Raw genomic sequence first — 16,733 nt, 5'->3', positions numbered from 1 at the left:
GTTGTTATTTATATCTATTGCTAGCTCCGGAAAACCTTCAAGTTCTTTTATAAATAATTCTGCAATTTTATAATTTCTAAGAGCTTCTTTATAATCTTTAGTCGAAAAGTGAATTTTTCCAAGCAAATTGTAGGAGTATCCTTTTAAATAATATTCTTGTTTAGGATTAAATTTTTCGGAAATATCAATTATTGTTTCAATAATCATTATACCATTGGCTCTTCTTATTGTTGAATTTAAATGGTCTTCGGTATGGATAATTGCATTTTCTAATTCCGAGAAAGACATTTCTTCATATTGTTGAGTATATACAACAGAATAAAGCAAACTTATACATAGTAAACATATGTAATGCTTCTTAATTTTGACAATCTTCATGTTCAGTATAGATTTTGGGGTATCTAAATATATTAAAAAAATATCAAATAATCAGTTTAAATGCATAAAATCATGATTAAAATGAGGTTTTTGTTTGTAATACGTTATTTAATGTAGTCTTAAACTTACTTTTTGATATAATTGTCTAATTATATATTTAAAATAACTATCTATGTAGTTGAATAGTATTTATATCAATTTTTTAAATGAAATGAGATTGCCTTTAAGTAACCAATTCTAATCCCCTAGTAGAGGAGAATAATAACTTGTAGAATGGAATATGTAACCGATAAATGAGTATCGAACACTTTTAGTAACTAAACTTAATCACTAATGTATTCTTTATACTCTAAGAAAAACTCTTCAAGTTTATCCATGTTTTTTGATAAAAAAGCCATGGTTTGGGACCAAGTGTTCCTATTATGGATACTTACATTATCGATCTCTACATATATACGAGATATAACTTTACCGCTATCAAGTTCGTAGAACTCATCATAAATAATATCTTCTATAAATTCACTGGTAAGAATCTTTTTTAAACTAATGAATTTATCATAATAATATGCCTTTATTATCTTATCATAGGGTTCGATATCAATAGATACTTGGGCCTTTTTTGTAGTAAATGTAAATTTAAGGGTTACATCTTTAATTTTGGTATTATACAATAGCCACTTACGAGGGTATTCTTTACCAAAACTGGTCCAGAATTCCTGACGTATTTGTTTTGATTCTGATTTACTAAACATTATATAATATATGCCGTAACTGTAGCTATAAGAATAACCATAAGTTTTGTAATATTAAATTTGTGGCCTTCATTACTTTCAAACAGAATTGTAGTAGATACGTGTAGAAATATACCAATAACCAACGCAGTAATTTCTTTATAATAATCCTGAATCATAGTAAAGTTTTCAGAAATAAAAGTCCCCAGAGGAGTCATTAGTGCAAATAAAGTCAAAGATATGATAATGACACTTTTTTTGATTTTGGTATTTAATAAAAATGTGGTCAAAATCATAGCAATAGGAATTTTATGTATAATTATACCTAATAAAATTCCGTCTGTATGGTGTATCGGAAACCCTTCGAGTATAGCATGTAGACCTAAACTAATAAATAATAATTTTGGAATCTGGCGAGTCTCTTTATGAAGATGTATATGTCCATGTTCTGCTCCTTTAGAGAAGTATTCTAGTACTTTTTGAAGAAGAATACCGATCATAATCCAAACACCAGTACGTTTTGCAAAGAGATTATCTTCAAATACCTCTGGTAATAAGTCAAAAATGGTGATTGCAAGAAGAAAAGCACCACTGAAAGCTAAAAGTAGTTTTAAGCTCTTTTGGTTAGAAGTTTTAAAAATAAAAACTAATAAAGCTCCTATAAATACAGCTGTTATAGATAATATATAGTTATACACTATTTAAAAATTAATATGAGTCTTGGCGAAGTAGTTTTGTCAAATTTCTGAAGTTGATAATTACCAAAAATATCCAATAAATTTACATTAGCATTTGTAAAGTAATTTTTAAAATCACTTAGTGTAATGCTTTTAACACGTTCTGTAAATAAAAAATCTTCATTATTATCTCTAAATCCAATTTCTTTAAAGATATATCCATCTTGATAGTATCTCTTAATATTGAATAAGATGTTATTAACTTCTTTTGTTTCTTGGGCTACCAGATTGTTAATGATATAATCGACATTCATAAAATCAATAACACCAAATCCTTTTTCATTTAGATTTGACTTAATAGCCTTAATTGTATTTAGATTATCCTCTTCCTTGTCAAAATAACCAAAACTAGTAAAAAGGTTAAAAACAGCAGAGAATTTTTCAGAATATGGCTGACACATATCGTGTACCCTAAATTTTAACGTTTCGTTCTCAAATTGTGAAGCATATTCGATACTATTTTTAGAAAGATCTACACCAGTTACATCATAACCTAATGTATTTAAATAGATACTATGTCGGCCTTTACCACAAGCTAAGTCCAAAATTTTTTCACCAGCTTCTAAGCTTAAATACTTAGTGATGTTATCCATAAAGTCTTTAGCCTCAGTATGATCTCTGTCTTTGTATAAGATATGATAGTATGGTGTGTCAAACCATGATGCATACCACATTGTTGAATCTTTTAGCATAGGGCGCAAAATTAGTGTATTTTTACGGTTTAATTATAGAAGTCGTTTAAAGTTTTAAACCTTTACACTTAAAAATTTAAATACCTTCGTGTCGAAAAAGAGAATAGTGGGTAATTCGTTTAAAATGGTAGCCAAAACCCTTTATGGTTTTGAAGAAGTTCTTGCAAGTGAACTTAGAAAAATAGGTGCTCAAAAAGTAGAAATTGGGAATCGCATGGTTAGTTTTTATGGGGACACAGGCTTTATGTATAAAGCAAATTTATGTTTGAGAACTGCAGTGAAAATTTTAAAACCAATTACTTCCAAAAAAGTAAGAAACGAAAATGATATATATAATTTCATTCAGAGTATACGGTGGCAAGAGTATTTAAGTTTAGAAGATACTTTTGCTATTTCGGCCACAGTTAATTCTACTATTTTTAGCCATTCTCAGTTTATTGCATTAAAGACAAAAGATGCGATTGTAGATCAGTTTAGAAAAGAAACAGGCGAGAGACCAAATGTAGATACAGAATACCCTGATCTTTCGATTGATATTCATATTCAACGTGATCTATGTACAGTGTCATTAGATAGTTCTGGAGGATCATTACATCATAGAGGATACCGTACAGCAACTAATATTGCTCCAATTAATGAAGTTTTGGCAGCTGGCCTGTTGTTACTTTCTGGTTGGGATGGGCAAAGTGATTTTTTAGACCCTATGTGTGGTAGTGGTACCATGGCTATCGAAGCAGCTATGATTGCTTGTAATATTCCGGCAAATATAAACCGTAAAGAGTTTGCTTTCGAAAAATGGTTAGATTGGGATTTAGATCTATTTGAAAAAATAGAGGAAGCCTGCCTGAATAAAACGAGAGATTTTCATCATTCTATAATCGGGATAGATAAAGAATATTCGGCCGTAAGAAAAGCAAATGTAAATGTAGAAAACGCGAATCTTACTGATTTTATAAAAATAAAAGAAGGAGATTTCTTTGAATCTACTAAAGAGGTAGAAGGACTACTTCATATTGCATTTAATCCTCCTTATGATGAACGATTAGAAGTGAATATAGAAGAATTTTATTCGCAAATCGGGGATACATTGAAACAAAATTATCCTGGTACCAATGCCTGGTTTATTACTGCAAATCTTGAAGCCTTAAAACATGTCGGACTTCGACCATCCAGAAAAATAAAAGTATTTAACGGAAAGTTAGAAGCTCGATTAGTTAAGTATGAAATGTATGCGGGAAGTAAAAAGGCAAAATATAAGAATTGACCTCTAGCTTATACACATATCACAAATTCCTATCATAAGGAATTGAGTCTCTTGTATTTCAAAGTTCTTAAGTTCGGGAACCTCTATTTCATAAGGTAAACAAGTTACTTTTTTACAAGATTTGCATTGAAAATGAATATGATTATGCATTTCGTGTTTGATATTACAATCATTACAAAGCGCATAATAAGCTTTGCCGTCCTCGCCAGTTACAAAATGTACTTTCCCTTTTTCGGCAAACCGTTCTAAGATTCTATATACGGTGGTTTTATTAACCTTTATAGGCATTTCTTTTAAAATAGCCTCTACAGACATAGTATGCCTTGCATTTGTAAGTATATCAATAACGAAATCTTGTTTTTGCGTATTTCTTGTTTTTTTCATCCTTAAAGCATAATTGAAAACTATATTTTTTGTATTATTGCAACACTGTTGCTTTAACGTGATTCAATATTGAAAATTACAAAAAAAAATCTGATTGCTATTGTACCAACCTCTTTAGTTATGATAAAAAATATTTCATGTTAGAGATAACAATAGTGAAGAATTAAGCGACTGTTATTCTAAAAAAAACAGGGATAAGATCTATAACAATTGATCAATTTTATATTATTATGATACATAAAACAATACGTGTAAATTGGGATTTCATAGGGTTTTCTACATCATTTTTGTGTATGCTTCATTGTATACTTTTACCTATATGTATAACTCTTTTCCCTTTGATGGGGCTTGTTTTTTTAACTGACGAATTCTATGAGTTTTTTTTAATAGGAATCAGCATGATGATTGCAATGTTTGCAATGTATAATGGGTACAAAAAATACCACGGTAAATCATTACCATCTTTTCTGTTTATAATAACATTAGCTCTTTTTAGTATTGGGTTTTTAATAGAAAATCATTTAGTAGAAAAGACATTACATTTCTTAGGAACTGGCTTTTTGATAATAGCTCATTATTATAATTGGAAATTTACAAAAGATTATAAAAGTTGTAAGATTAAACAATGACATCGAATATAGTAGAATCATTACTACATAAGATCATTTATTTCCTCTTTAGGCTTTAAAAGCTAGTAATCTAAAGCTGAAAAGAGGAAAATATAAAAGTGTAAAAATAATATTTATGCACTTTTATGTTTTTGTTAAGAGATTATTATTGAAATAACAATAATTTTCTACTTCTTTTTGAAGCTAACCATCAATTATATTCTCATGAAAACAAAATTCACACAATTCTTTTTCATACTATTTTTGCTTGCATTTACTGTTTCAATCTATGGGCAACGTGCTAAAGCGAAACAAGAAATATCTACTGCATTATCAGATTCAGTATTCTCTGGATTAAAATTAAGAAACATAGGCCCGGCTTTTATGTCTGGTAGGATTGCAGATGTTGCGATTCACCCCAAAAACGAAAGTATTTGGTATGTCGCTGTTGGTTCGGGAGGAGTATGGAAAACTGTAAACTCAGGAACTACCTGGAAACCAATATTTGATGATCAAATATCATATTCTATTGGTTGTGTGACTATAGATCCTGTAAATCATAATACGATCTGGATAGGTACTGGCGAGAATGTAGGAGGACGACATATGGGATATGGTGATGGTATTTATCGCAGTGATGATGGGGGAGCTTCATGGACTAATATGGGGTTAAAAGCATCAGAACATATTTCTAAAATTATTATACATCCAGAAAACTCTAATGTAATTTGGGCCGCCGTTCAAGGTCCTCTATGGAAAAAAGGAGGAGATCGAGGGTTATATAAATCTATTGATGGCGGAAAAACATGGAAAAAAACACTAGGAGATGATACCTGGGTTGGTGTTACCGATTTGGTTATAGACCCCAGAAATCCAGATCAACTTTATGCAGCTACATGGCAGAGACATCGTACAGTTGCTGCTTATATGGGAGGAGGCCCGGGATCAGGGTTGTATCGTAGTACAGATGGAGGTGAAACATGGGAAAGACTCAAAAATGGACTTCCTAAGTCCTGGATGGGTAAGATAGGATTAGCTATTTCACCACAACACCCCGATATTTTATATGCAGCTATTGAACTAGATCGAAGAACCGGAGGAGTATATCGTTCTGCAGATCGTGGTACTACCTGGGAAAAACAATCTAATGCTGTTGCAGGGGCTACAGGACCACATTATTATCAAGAGTTATATGCATCGCCTCATCATTTTGAAAGACTATATCTGGTAGATAATACAATGCAAATCTCTGTAGATGGAGGAAAAACGTTTACAAGAATGAATGAAGAGCATAAGCATGGCGATAATCATGCTATAGCTTTTAAGAAAGAAGACCCTGATTACCTTTTGGTAGGAACAGATGGAGGGCTGTATGAAACTTTTGATCTTACTAAAAATTGGAGGTTTATAGAAAACCTTCCGGTAACACAATATTATAAAGTGGCTGTAGATGATTCTGAGCCTTTTTACAATATTTATGGAGGAACCCAAGATAATAGTACACAAGGGGGACCATCACGAACAGATAATTTACATGGCATTCAAAATTCTGACTGGAAGATTGTATTAAATTGGGATGGTCATCAACCTGCTACAGAACCTGGTAACCCTAATATTATGTATGCAGAGCGACAAGAAGGAAATCTAACTCGTGTAGATCTAAGTACAGGAGAAGTGATTGATATCCAACCCCAGCCCACAGCAGAAGAGAATTTTGAGCGTTTTAATTGGGATGCACCGATTTTGGTGAGTGCTCATGACCCTGCTCGTATCTATTTTGCTTCTCATCGTGTATGGAGATCTGATAATAGAGGAGATAAATGGAAAGCTATATCAGGAGATTTAACCAAAAATCAGGAAAGAATAGAATTGTCTATTATGGGTAAAAAACAATCATGGGATGCGCCCTGGGATTTCTTGGCGATGTCTAATTATAATACAATCACTTCGATAGCAGAATCTCCAAAACAAGAAGATGTACTTTATGCAGGGACCGATGATGGGATTATTCAAGCGACAGAAGATGGAGGGAATAGTTGGCGAAAAATTGATGTAGGTACACTGCCTGGAGTTCCCGCAACAGCTTTTGTTAATGATATTAAGGCAGATCTTTTTGATGCAAACACGGTATATGTAGCTCTTGATAATCATAAATATGGAGATTTTAATCCTTATTTGGTAAAGAGTGCTGATAATGGAAGGACATGGAAATCTATAAAAGGAAATCTTCCGAAAAGGACGTTGGTGTGGAGAATTGTTCAGGATCATGTACAACCTAATCTTTTGTTTGCAGCTACAGAATATGGGATTTATTTTACTATAAATGGAGGTAATCGTTGGGTAAAGCTGAAAGGAGGCGTACCTACAATTTCGTTTCGTGATTTGGTAATTCAGCGTAAAGAGAATGATCTAGTAGGTGCTTCTTTTGGGAGAGGTTTTTTTGTATTTGACGATTTTTCTCTTTTAAGAAGTATTTCTGAAGATAAATTGAAAAAAGAAGCCACACTATTCCCAACTAGAGATGCATGGTGGTACATCCCAAGACCTAGTTTAAGTTTTGATGATAAAAAAGGAAGCCAGGGAGCTTCGCACTATGTGGCTCCTAATCCAGACTTTGGAGCCGTATTAACATACTACTTAAAGGATGGGTTAAAAACTAGTAAAGAAAACCGACAAGAGATAGAGAAAAAGAATAAAGGAAAAAATATAGCTTTTCCTGGCTGGGATAATGTAGAAACAGAGCGAACAGAAAGTAAACCTCGTATACTATTGGCAATAACAAATAGCTCGGGAAAAACCATTCGTAGGATCGAAGGACCTGTTACATCTGGTTTTCATAGAGTAGCATGGGATTTACGATATCCAGCTACAAACGCAATTTTTTTAGAAAAACAAGAAAATTTATATGGATCTCCCCGTGGGTTTATGGCTGCTCCGGGAAAGTATACAGCTACATTATCCAAAGTTGTAAATGGAAAAGTAACTCAGCTTTCAGATCCTGTTTCTTTTATGGTTAAGCGCATGTACAATGGTACATTAAAGGGGGCAGCACTTGAAAAAGTGACAACATTCTGGAGAAGTTATGAAAATACAATTGGTAGAGTTTCTACTCTAAGTATGAAAGTAAATAAGGCAGGAAAACGTATTAAAGCTATGAGAACTGCCTTATTAAGAACAAATAGTGCTCCTGGTGATCTGGATAATCGCTTAAATATTTTAGAACAACGAATAGCAAATCTAAATAAGGAATTCTTCGGAAATACTTCTAAACAACAAGTAGGTGAGAAGACAAGACCTACCATCGAATATAGGATGTTTTCTATTTATAAAGGTGTAGAGCGATCTACTTATGGGCCAACCAGTACACATTTGGAGACGATGAAGATAATCGATGACCAATTAAAAAGTATTACTTCTAAGTTCACTGCTTTAAAGAATGAGATAAATTCATTTTCAAAAGCATTACAGGAGGCGGGTGCACCATTTGTAGAGGAATAATTGATTTATAGGGTTTGATATAGATTAATATCCTGCTGCCTGGCCATCTTTACGGGATTCAGAAGCTCCGTAATAAACACCATCTTTTATCATAATAGCTTGGTAGCCTCCATATGGGCCTAAAGCATAGGATATGTTATGACCTTTTGAAAGCAGACCTCTAATTGTTTCATATGAAATTCCGGATTCAATATGTAGTGTTCCTCCGTTGGTCATTTCTTCTCCTGTGGGTTGCGATGATCCCATATGATTTATTCTGGGGGCATCACCAGCTTCCTGTAGGTTCATTCCAAAATCAATCATGTTTACGATAATCTGTACATGTCCTTGAGGTTGCATACCTCCACCCATAAGCCCAAAACTCATAAAAGGTTTTCCATCTTTGGTAACAAATGCGGGAATAATGGTATGAAAAGGTCTTTTTTTAGGTTCATATGTATTAAAATGACCTTCTTTCAATGAAAACAACTCACCTCTGTCTTGTAAAATAAAACCGAGTTTGGTTGGTGTCATTCCAGATCCCATACCTCTATAATTACTTTGTATCAAGGACACCATATTTCCTTCTTCATCTGCAACGGTAAGATATATGGTATCTCCATCATTAAGATTCCCGGCGTCATATGTTTTTGCAGCTTGGTTTTTATCAATAAGTTTTCTTCTTTGATCAGCATAATTCTTAGAGACAAGCTGGTCTACAGGAATAGTATTAAAATCTGGATCTGCATAAAATTTTGCCCGATCCTCATAGGCTAGCTTTTTAGCTTCAGTTAAAATGTGCAGATATTCTGTTGTACCAAACCCCATAGATTTGAGATCATATTTTTCAAGAATATTTAGCATTTGTAAGGCAGCTATTCCTTGGCCGTTTGGAGGTAATTCCCATACATCGTATCCTCGATAGTTTGTAGATACAGGCTCTACCCATTCTGAGGTATGATTTTTTAGATCATCATAGCTCAGAAATCCACCGTTTTCTTTCATATACTTTGCAATAGTTTTAGCAATATCTCCTTTATAGAAAGCATCTCTACCTTCATTTGCAATTTTTTCAAGTGTATTCGCTAAAAAAGGGTTTTTAAAAATTTCTCCTTTTTTCGGAGCAGAACCCTTTGGCATATACGTAGTTTTAAAACCAGGGTATTTTGATAAAAATTTAGCACTTAATTGCATATAATATGAAACCAGTTCGGTCACAGGAAAACCTTCACGAGCATAATTAATAGTAGGTTGCAAAATATTTTTCATACTTAATTTACCAAACTTACCATGTAGCTCATACCATCCATCTACACAGCCAGGAACAGAAACAGGAAGAGCACCATGAGAAGGTATTTTTATATGGTTGTTTTTCTTAAAATATTCTAAAGTTAATTTTTCGGGAGATCGTCCACTAGCATTTAATCCATATAATTTTTGGGTTTTAGCATCCCATACAATAGCAAACAAGTCACCGCCTATCCCGTTTCCTGTGGGTTCCATTAACCCAAGCATTGCATTAGCAGCGATTGCAGCATCAATTGCATTACCTCCTTGCTTTAAAATATCTAGAGCAGTTTGCGTAGCCAAAGGGTGACTAGTGGCAGCCATTGCGTGGGTAGTAATTATTTCAGATCGTGTAGCAAAACTTTTACCAGTAATTCGATCCTGAGAGAAGACCATACTTACAGGTACTAAAAAAAGAAAACAAAGCGTGTTAAATGATTTCATGTGAACGAGTATGAGATGATAAAATATCCAAACAAGATAAGCAATACCCTATAATAATTGATGGAATACCAGGTAAAATGATTGTACTGGCTTATTTTGATGAGAGTATTACAGAATATATCTGGACAAATAAGCAAGAGGTAGGAGGAAAGAGGTGACTTAGACTACTTTTTTTTCTTAAAAAAGGGAATCAGATAACTTATAGAATATCCGTATCCTACACCGATACTACTATAATCATTAGTACGACCAAATCCAGGAATATATAGATTATCGAATCTATCAGGTTTTTTTTCACTTACTAGAGTTCTAAGAGATACATTGGCTCCCAGATATAGATTATTTATAAGTTCTACTTTGATACCAAGAACTAATTCTATCCAGCTGGCATTTAAGCCATCAGATTTGATACTTTCGGTTATTTGGTTTGGTCCAAAATAATTTGTGCTTGTAAAAATAGAATAATCGTTTAACGTTTGTTCAAAAGTAGAAAACCCATACCGTAGCCCTACGTAGATGCTATTCTGCATTCCGTACCAATTATCGTATATGTTATAATCTATACCGACTCTTGCATAGCTTCCAGATCCTTTTGTGTTAATATTCTCTTCATCTCTTATCAAGGATTCATTACCTATTTCTGCAGCGAGATAGAATTTTTTATAAAACCTGTAATCTCCAACAATTTCAAATCCAGAATAGTTATCATCTACTGCTGTTCTGATTAATCGACCGAGGTCAACTCCTGCTCTAAAACCATATTTTTCTGCAGGAGGAAGAGTGTCTTTTGCACTAACTTTTGGTTCTTCTTGCCCATAGAAAAAACTGGTAATCAGTATGCTAATGAAAAATAAATACGTGTGCAGTTGTTTCATCGGTTACGTTCTCTCTTTGTATTGTTATATTTTTGATCCAGCTCCCATCATCTCCCGCTTCTGCAGGAGATACAGTAAGACCTTTGTAATTAATCTTAAACCCACAAGCACTACTTACATATTCTTCTTCTGTTGTGTATTGAAAACTTACAGTATCTTTATTAGGAAGGGGATCGGTATCACTATTATTAGTCGTGTCAGAATTTATAGTAAATTCATATTCAGTAATCGATACATCATTTCTTAGAGGAATTAGGATAGAATCTGTAACTGTACCCAAAGTAAAAGGAGTTTCTATACCAACTGCTTTTACCTGTAATTCTGATGGAGATTTTACCTGGGTACCCGCATCAAAGTCAATAAACTTTATAACTAAAAAAGGTGTAGTAGGAGTACCTTCTGCACATATGTCATCTCGTTCACAGCTTAAATTTGAATATAAAACCAAGCCTCCTATTAATATAAAAAATAAATATTTGTATACTCTCATATAGTATTTTTTTCTATCTCAACCATAGCATTACTGAATATGGTTTTTTGTAATTACCCTCGATACTACGAGAATAAAATATGGTTAGATGAATGCAAAAATATTGAAACAAAATAAGTTTCGAATTGCTATTTGCGTGACCAAAAATAAAAAAGATAAACCAATTCGTACTGGTTATTTCTTAAAAATAAAAGACTCGAATAAAGTAGGTGTGTTGCTGTTTATATCATATTTTGATTCTTGTGAAGTTTTTGGTGATTATAATTTTGTTTTAAAAACCGGGAACTTTTAACAGCTCCCGGCCACCACAATAGAAAATGTAGAAGATTGCTACATCAAGTTGCCATAATCTAAAGGGTGTGATTAATCCATAAAAACCAGATTTCGGGCTTTTGCTTTACAGTTGTGATTAAAAATTACAGTACAACAGTAATAATTTCTTTTGTTTTCACCTTCCTGGTTTATCCAATCAACATAATTGATTACTGTGAATGTAGAATCATTAACGATCCTAACATCTTTGTCACTTTCTCCAAAAGAAATAATAGTTGATGATCGTAACCTTTTATTGATGATGGAGTATGATGCAGTTAATGCCTCGGATTTGTGAAAATAAAATGGGTTTTTATTGTTTTTAGAACTGGTGATTTGAGCATTATCGTTATGGTATAGATTGTATAAAACAGCTCCAGTTATTATTGTAATACATATAATTGGTATTACGAAGAGTTTTATTATAAACTCTCCTTTTTTTAAGTTCAATATCATCATTGTAAGCCTTGGTGGTAGTGAGTAGTTCGTGTGTGAAAAAAATTATGGTAAGTTAACGTTAGCATTTTTTGCATCACGTTCTTCTTGTTCTTTTATTTTTGTCCATTTAGTATAATTTTCTTTATCTCCGATTTGAAGAAAGGCTTCTGCAACGAATCCTGCATGTAATGATGCTTCTATACCAGGACCATTTCGTTTAACAATGTTATATTGTTTTATGGCTTCTTGTGCAACTTGATTTTTGGTTTCGTTAATTTGATGTTGACCAGTATAACTGGAACCGGTAGTAAATAAGAAATAAATTAAAATAAGAAGAATGAAGATCAGGGGTATTTTTACTACATTTCTCATAACTATTAGTTTTGGTAAACTTAGGTTTGATTATAAATTTATTGTAGTAGCAATCTTCGAGTACAAATGTAGGAAATAACTCATGATATCATATGTGGTTTTTGAGTTAACTTTTTATGGTAAAACCGTAATGATTAAATTTAAATAGATAGGTTCAACTTACTGATAATCAGTTAGTAGTGTAATTTTTGTTAAAAAAATGAATTATTTGTTGGTAAAGCGACTATTATCAATGGATTTCATGATAATTGGGTGTTCTAATATGTAATGATTAAAAAAATCGATGAAATACATGATGAAATTATAATTCATCAAATAATTAGAGTCTGATTTCTATTTTTTAATCAGTGAAAATGTAATAAGAATTAAAACTGTTTTTTTAATATAAAAAAACTAGTTGTATTTATCTCTTTTCGAGTAATACTACATTTTCAACATGATATGTTTGCGGGAACATATCGACTGGTTGAACTTTACTTACCTTATACATTTCATTTAATAATGAAAGATCACGTGCTTGTGTTGCACTATTACAGCTTACATACACTATTTTTTGAGGAGAAATGTTTAATAATTGTCCTACAACATCTTTATGCATTCCATCTCTTGGTGGATCTGTAATTACCACTTCGGGTTGCCCATGTTGAGAAATAAAATCTTTGGTGAATACTTTTTTCATATCCCCAACGTAAAACTCTACATTGTCGATACTATTACGCTTTGCATTTTCTTTTGCATCTTCTATAGCTTCAGGAACAGCTTCTACACCAATTACTTTTTTTGCTTTTTTTGCAACAAACTGTGCTATAGTACCGGTTCCTGTATATAGATCATATACTAATTCTTCTCCGGTAAGATTGGCAAAATCCCGGGTTACTTTATATAATTCGTAAGCTTGTTTAGAATTTGTTTGATAAAAAGACTTGGCATTAATTCTAAACCGTAACCCTTCCATTTCTTCTTCGATGTAATCTTTTCCTTTGTAACAAATAACCTCTTGATCATAGATAGTATCATTACCTTTTGGATTTATTGTATACTGAAGCGAAGTGATTTCTGGGAATTCTGAAACCATATAATCTAATAGTAGTGTTCTTTTTTCTATATCTTCATGAAAAAATTGAAGCAAAACCATAATTTCTCCGGTAGATGCAATTCTAATCATTAATGTACGCAAAAAACCATGTTGATTTCTTGCATTGTAAAAGGAGAGGTTGTTTTCTGTGGCAAAAGCTTTTACCTTATTTCTGATATCATTACTTGGATCTTCCTGTAGATGACATTTATTGATATCTAAAATTTTATCCCACATTCCTGGAATATGAAACCCCAATGCATTTCTATTTTGAATTTCAGAATCACTTCTAATTTCATCAAGAGTTAGCCATCTGCTATCACTAAACGAAAATTCCATTTTATTTCTATAAAAGAATTGATCCTCGGAGCCAAGTATCGAATTTACTTCGGGTAGTTCAATTTTACCCAATCGGGTTAGGTTATTTACAACTTCTTGTTGTTTATAAGCCAGTTGGTGTTCATAACCCATAAATTGCCATTTACAGCCTCCACAAGTTCCAAAATGTTCACAAGTGGGTTCGGTACGTTTGTCTGATAGCTTATGAAAAGTAGTAGCAGAACCTTCATAAAAGGCTTTACGTTTTTTGGTAGTTTGGATATCTGCTACATCTCCAGGAACTGCATTGTTAATAAAAATTACCTTTCCATCAGGGGCTTTAGCAATACTTTTTCCCTTTGCTCCCGCATCAATAACTTCGATATTCTCAAAGATTTGTCTTCTGTTTTTCCTTGCCATAGCGCAAAAATAAGAATAGAAAGCATATACTTATTAAATTTTCAATATATCTTAGAAAAAAGAAATAAAAAAATGAACCTATTTATTATTTCTACGTCTATACTATAAAGACCCATATGACAAACACCAATAAAACAATTGATTCTTTGTTGGTTTTACAATGCCAGTCGGGAAGCAAGAAAGCAGTAACTCTTCTTGTGAAAAGATGGCATGCAAAACTATGTAAACAGGCATATTGGTACACTCGAGATATAGAAATTTCAAAAGATATTGCTCAGGATAGCTGGAGTACTATTTTTTTAAAAATCAATAGCCTAAAAGATTCTAATAGTTTTGGGAGTTGGGCATTGACTATTGTAACCAGAAATGCTATTAATTGGTTACGAAAACATAAAAAGGAAGTAGAACATTTACAAGTGTATAAGGATTGTAATACAAATCATCGTATTGAAGATGATACTCAAAATAATCAAAATACGATGGTATTATTAAAAAACTCAATTAAAAAACTACCTTATAATCAACAGTTAGTACTAAACCTTTTTTATATAGAAGAGTATAGCATTAAACAAATAAGTGATATTATAAACGTTTCGACCGGTACCGTTAAGTCACGTTTGTTTACAGCTAGAGAAAAACTGAAATTAATTTTAAAAAGTAGAAATAATGGAGAATAAAATGAAAGATATAGATCAATTAATTAAAGAAACATTGAGCCAGGAAGAAGCAAAATTTTATGATGATTTAGATGAGCAAAATCTTTTCGAAATGTTAGGAGGGCTTTTTAATACCAAACACAGATGGATTATTGTATTGATGAATATTGCAACTGTAGTAGCTTTTGGTTTTTTGATCTATTGCATTATTCAATTTTTAAATACAGATAATACTAACGAACTGATAAAGTGGTTTGCAGGAGGAGCGATCTGTTTTATGGTTATAGGAATGACCAAACTATTTGCCTGGATGCAAATGGATAAAAATGCACTATTAAGAGAAATTAAGAGGCTGGAACTACAGGTATCTTCTATAGCTGGAAAAATATCACAATAAGATTTTAGAAAGAAGCTTATATTTAGTAATTTGCAACCAACTTCAATAGGATGATTTCTCTCCCGGGCTTTATGTCGAAGTAGGAATTGTAAAGTTTTATTTTTAATACGTGAATAATGGCAATCTTAGAGAAAAAGTCATCACAGCATTTAATTGAATTAGAAGACAAGTACGGAGCTCATAATTATCACCCATTGCCGGTTGTTTTAAACAAAGGCGAAGGTGTATACGTTTGGGATGTAGAAGGTAAAAAGTATTATGATTTTTTAAGTGCATATTCTGCAGTGAATCAAGGGCATTGTCATCCTAAAATAGTAGGAGCGATGGTTAATCAGGCACAAACATTAACACTAACCTCACGAGCCTTTTATAATGATAAATTAGGTGAATACGAGAAGTTTGCGACTGAGTATTTTGGTTTTGATAAGTTATTACCAATGAATACTGGAGCAGAAGCAGTAGAAACAGCATTGAAGCTATGTAGGAAATGGGCATATGAGAAGAAAGGGATTCCAGAAAATGAGGCACAGATTATTGTATGTGAAAATAACTTTCATGGAAGAACAACAACAATCATATCATTTTCGAATGATGAAGTAGCTAGAAAAAACTTTGGACCCTATACTGCAGGATTTATAAAAATTGAATATGATAATCTATCTGCTTTAGAACAGGCTTTAGAAAGTAATGCTAATGTTGCAGGATTTTTGGTAGAGCCTATACAAGGAGAAGCGGGAGTTTATGTTCCTTCTGAAGGATTTTTGGCCAAAGCCAAAGCGCTTTGTGAAAAACATAATGTACTATTTCTTGCAGATGAAGTTCAAACAGGAATCGCACGTACAGGAAAATTACTAGCCGTTGATCATGAAAATGTTAAACCAGATATCTTAATTCTTGGAAAAGCATTAAGTGGAGGAGCATATCCTGTATCGGGAGTTTTGGCTAATGATACAATCATGAGTGTTATAAGACCAGGAAATCACGGTAGTACTTTTGGAGGTAACCCTGTTGCAGCAGCAGTAGCTGTAGCAGCTTTAGAAGTGGTAAGAGATGAAAAATTAGCTGAAAATGCAGAAGAATTAGGTCAATTATTTAGATCAGAACTTGATAAGTACATTGAAGGATCTAAAATAGCGAATTTAGTTCGTGGTAAAGGATTGTTAAATGCGATTGTAATCAATGATTCTGAGGATAGTGATACTGCCTGGAATATCTGTGTGGCGCTTAAAGAAAATGGTCTTTTGGCTAAACCAACCCATGGTAATATTATTCGTTTTGCACCGCCATTAGTAATGAATAAAGAGCAACTACTGGATTGTGTGAGTATTATTATCAAAACGTTAAAGGAATTTGAAAAATAGAGAAATACTATTCAAAA

The 16,733-nt window shown here is 32.7% G+C and carries 18 protein-coding genes (1 of these 18 only partly in view); 7 read left to right on the top strand and 11 right to left on the bottom strand.

Annotated features, from left to right (window positions below; all coding sequences use genetic code 11):
* The 4 genes from NNH57_RS26395 to NNH57_RS26380 form a co-directional block, all read right to left on the bottom strand.
* Positions 1–288, bottom strand: the 5' portion of a protein-coding gene (locus NNH57_RS26395) for an ATP-binding protein (RefSeq protein WP_074409990.1). The gene continues 1,839 nt to the left of window position 1, outside the view; 288 of the gene's 2,127 nt are visible here — the first part of the coding sequence; its start codon is at positions 286–288; the stop codon falls past the left edge of the window.
* A gap of 413 nt (positions 289–701) precedes the next feature.
* Positions 702–1,130 (bottom strand): DUF4268 domain-containing protein, encoded by a 429-nt coding sequence (locus NNH57_RS26390; protein ID WP_074409989.1) that lies wholly within the window; start codon positions 1,128–1,130, stop codon positions 702–704.
* Positions 1,130–1,807, bottom strand: a complete 678-nt coding sequence (locus tag NNH57_RS26385; protein ID WP_074409988.1) for a ZIP family metal transporter — start codon at positions 1,805–1,807, stop codon at positions 1,130–1,132. The genes NNH57_RS26390 and NNH57_RS26385 overlap by 1 nt, the downstream gene beginning before the upstream one ends.
* A complete protein-coding gene (locus NNH57_RS26380; RefSeq protein ID WP_074409987.1) occupies positions 1,807–2,538 on the bottom strand; it encodes an SAM-dependent methyltransferase in 732 nt (243 codons plus the stop codon). The genes NNH57_RS26385 and NNH57_RS26380 overlap by 1 nt, the downstream gene beginning before the upstream one ends.
* A gap of 124 nt (positions 2,539–2,662) precedes the next feature.
* On the opposite strand from NNH57_RS26380, the gene NNH57_RS26375 reads away from it, so the two are divergent.
* Complete coding sequence (locus NNH57_RS26375; protein WP_074410062.1) at positions 2,663–3,802, top strand: THUMP domain-containing class I SAM-dependent RNA methyltransferase; 1,140 nt, start codon at positions 2,663–2,665, stop codon at positions 3,800–3,802.
* Between the two features lie 3 nt (positions 3,803–3,805).
* On the opposite strand, the gene NNH57_RS26370 is transcribed toward NNH57_RS26375, so the two are convergent.
* Positions 3,806–4,186, bottom strand: coding sequence for a Fur family transcriptional regulator (locus NNH57_RS26370; protein WP_074409986.1), 381 nt, complete (start codon positions 4,184–4,186; stop codon positions 3,806–3,808).
* A gap of 230 nt (positions 4,187–4,416) precedes the next feature.
* On the opposite strand from NNH57_RS26370, the gene NNH57_RS26365 reads away from it, so the two are divergent.
* Both NNH57_RS26365 and NNH57_RS26360 read left to right on the top strand, forming a co-directional pair.
* On the top strand, positions 4,417–4,815 hold the full coding sequence (locus tag NNH57_RS26365; protein WP_074409985.1) for a MerC domain-containing protein: 399 nt from the start codon (positions 4,417–4,419) through the stop codon (positions 4,813–4,815).
* A 204-nt stretch (positions 4,816–5,019) separates the two neighbouring features.
* Entirely contained in the window at positions 5,020–8,292 is a 3,273-nt protein-coding gene (locus NNH57_RS26360; RefSeq protein WP_108807595.1) for a VPS10 domain-containing protein, read from the top strand.
* A 24-nt stretch (positions 8,293–8,316) separates the two neighbouring features.
* Here the strand turns inward: NNH57_RS26360 and ggt are convergent, their stop codons facing one another.
* The 3 genes from ggt to NNH57_RS26345 form a co-directional block, all read right to left on the bottom strand.
* Complete coding sequence (gene ggt, locus NNH57_RS26355) at positions 8,317–10,002, bottom strand: gamma-glutamyltransferase (protein ID WP_074409983.1); 1,686 nt, start codon at positions 10,000–10,002, stop codon at positions 8,317–8,319.
* Between the two features lie 164 nt (positions 10,003–10,166).
* The gene (locus NNH57_RS26350; protein ID WP_074409982.1) at positions 10,167–10,877 is read right to left on the bottom strand and encodes a DUF6048 family protein; all 711 of its coding nucleotides are present in this window, start codon (positions 10,875–10,877) and stop codon (positions 10,167–10,169) included.
* On the bottom strand, positions 10,843–11,367 hold the full coding sequence (locus tag NNH57_RS26345; RefSeq protein WP_074409981.1) for a DUF6452 family protein: 525 nt from the start codon (positions 11,365–11,367) through the stop codon (positions 10,843–10,845). The genes NNH57_RS26350 and NNH57_RS26345 overlap by 35 nt, the downstream gene beginning before the upstream one ends.
* 88 nt (positions 11,368–11,455) lie before the next feature.
* Here NNH57_RS26345 and NNH57_RS26340 point away from each other — a divergent pair, with 88 nt between their 5' ends.
* Entirely contained in the window at positions 11,456–11,659 is a 204-nt protein-coding gene (locus NNH57_RS26340) for a hypothetical protein (protein ID WP_074409980.1), read from the top strand.
* Between the two features lie 71 nt (positions 11,660–11,730).
* Here NNH57_RS26340 and NNH57_RS26335 read toward each other — a convergent pair whose 3' ends face one another.
* The 3 genes from NNH57_RS26335 to rlmD all read right to left on the bottom strand — a co-directional run bounded on the left by NNH57_RS26335 (position 11,731) and on the right by rlmD (position 14,302).
* Positions 11,731–12,138 carry a hypothetical protein gene (locus NNH57_RS26335; protein ID WP_074409979.1) on the bottom strand — a complete coding sequence of 136 codons (408 nt, stop codon included), beginning with the start codon at positions 12,136–12,138 and terminating at the stop codon, positions 11,731–11,733.
* Positions 12,139–12,180: 42 nt separating this feature from the next.
* Positions 12,181–12,489 carry a hypothetical protein gene (locus NNH57_RS26330; protein ID WP_074409978.1) on the bottom strand — a complete coding sequence of 103 codons (309 nt, stop codon included), beginning with the start codon at positions 12,487–12,489 and terminating at the stop codon, positions 12,181–12,183.
* A 403-nt stretch (positions 12,490–12,892) separates the two neighbouring features.
* Positions 12,893–14,302, bottom strand: a complete 1,410-nt coding sequence (gene rlmD, locus NNH57_RS26325; RefSeq protein WP_074409977.1) for a 23S rRNA (uracil(1939)-C(5))-methyltransferase RlmD — start codon at positions 14,300–14,302, stop codon at positions 12,893–12,895.
* A 116-nt stretch (positions 14,303–14,418) separates the two neighbouring features.
* On the opposite strand from rlmD, the gene NNH57_RS26320 reads away from it, so the two are divergent.
* The 3 genes from NNH57_RS26320 to rocD all read left to right on the top strand — a co-directional run bounded on the left by NNH57_RS26320 (position 14,419) and on the right by rocD (position 16,716).
* Positions 14,419–14,979: an RNA polymerase sigma factor gene (locus tag NNH57_RS26320; RefSeq protein ID WP_108807596.1), complete on the top strand. Its 561-nt coding sequence runs from the start codon at positions 14,419–14,421 to the stop codon at positions 14,977–14,979.
* Positions 14,969–15,355 carry a DUF6768 family protein gene (locus tag NNH57_RS26315; protein ID WP_074409975.1) on the top strand — a complete coding sequence of 129 codons (387 nt, stop codon included), beginning with the start codon at positions 14,969–14,971 and terminating at the stop codon, positions 15,353–15,355. The genes NNH57_RS26320 and NNH57_RS26315 overlap by 11 nt, the downstream gene beginning before the upstream one ends.
* A gap of 116 nt (positions 15,356–15,471) precedes the next feature.
* Entirely contained in the window at positions 15,472–16,716 is a 1,245-nt protein-coding gene (gene rocD / locus NNH57_RS26310; protein ID WP_074409974.1) for an ornithine--oxo-acid transaminase, read from the top strand.
* Positions 16,717–16,733: the final 17 nt, after the last annotated feature.

Origin of the sequence: Aquimarina spinulae (assembly GCF_943373825.1) — a bacterium.
Classification (GTDB): domain Bacteria; phylum Bacteroidota; class Bacteroidia; order Flavobacteriales; family Flavobacteriaceae; genus Aquimarina; species Aquimarina spinulae.
This window is presented reverse-complemented; position numbering and strand designations above follow the sequence as displayed.

Bases quoted from the DNA above. Each gene is read 5' to 3' on its own strand.
- NNH57_RS26390 (WP_074409989.1), bottom strand. From the start codon at position 1,130: ATGTTTAGTAAATCAGAATCAAAACAAATACGTCAGGAATTCTGGACC.
- NNH57_RS26380 (WP_074409987.1), bottom strand. From the start codon at position 2,538: ATGCTAAAAGATTCAACAATGTGGTATGCATCATGGTTTGACACACCA.
- NNH57_RS26375 (WP_074410062.1), top strand. From the start codon at position 2,663: ATGGTAGCCAAAACCCTTTATGGTTTTGAAGAAGTTCTTGCAAGTGAA.
- NNH57_RS26370 (WP_074409986.1), bottom strand. From the start codon at position 4,186: ATGAAAAAAACAAGAAATACGCAAAAACAAGATTTCGTTATTGATATA.
- NNH57_RS26365 (WP_074409985.1), top strand. From the start codon at position 4,417: ATGATACATAAAACAATACGTGTAAATTGGGATTTCATAGGGTTTTCT.
- NNH57_RS26360 (WP_108807595.1), top strand. From the start codon at position 5,020: ATGAAAACAAAATTCACACAATTCTTTTTCATACTATTTTTGCTTGCA.
- ggt (WP_074409983.1), bottom strand. From the start codon at position 10,002: ATGAAATCATTTAACACGCTTTGTTTTCTTTTTTTAGTACCTGTAAGT.
- NNH57_RS26350 (WP_074409982.1), bottom strand. From the start codon at position 10,877: ATGAAACAACTGCACACGTATTTATTTTTCATTAGCATACTGATTACC.
- NNH57_RS26345 (WP_074409981.1), bottom strand. From the start codon at position 11,367: ATGAGAGTATACAAATATTTATTTTTTATATTAATAGGAGGCTTGGTT.
- NNH57_RS26340 (WP_074409980.1), top strand. From the start codon at position 11,456: ATGAATGCAAAAATATTGAAACAAAATAAGTTTCGAATTGCTATTTGC.
- NNH57_RS26335 (WP_074409979.1), bottom strand. From the start codon at position 12,138: ATGATGATATTGAACTTAAAAAAAGGAGAGTTTATAATAAAACTCTTC.
- NNH57_RS26330 (WP_074409978.1), bottom strand. From the start codon at position 12,489: ATGAGAAATGTAGTAAAAATACCCCTGATCTTCATTCTTCTTATTTTA.
- rlmD (WP_074409977.1), bottom strand. From the start codon at position 14,302: ATGGCAAGGAAAAACAGAAGACAAATCTTTGAGAATATCGAAGTTATT.
- NNH57_RS26320 (WP_108807596.1), top strand. From the start codon at position 14,419: ATGACAAACACCAATAAAACAATTGATTCTTTGTTGGTTTTACAATGC.
- NNH57_RS26315 (WP_074409975.1), top strand. From the start codon at position 14,969: ATGGAGAATAAAATGAAAGATATAGATCAATTAATTAAAGAAACATTG.
- rocD (WP_074409974.1), top strand. From the start codon at position 15,472: ATGGCAATCTTAGAGAAAAAGTCATCACAGCATTTAATTGAATTAGAA.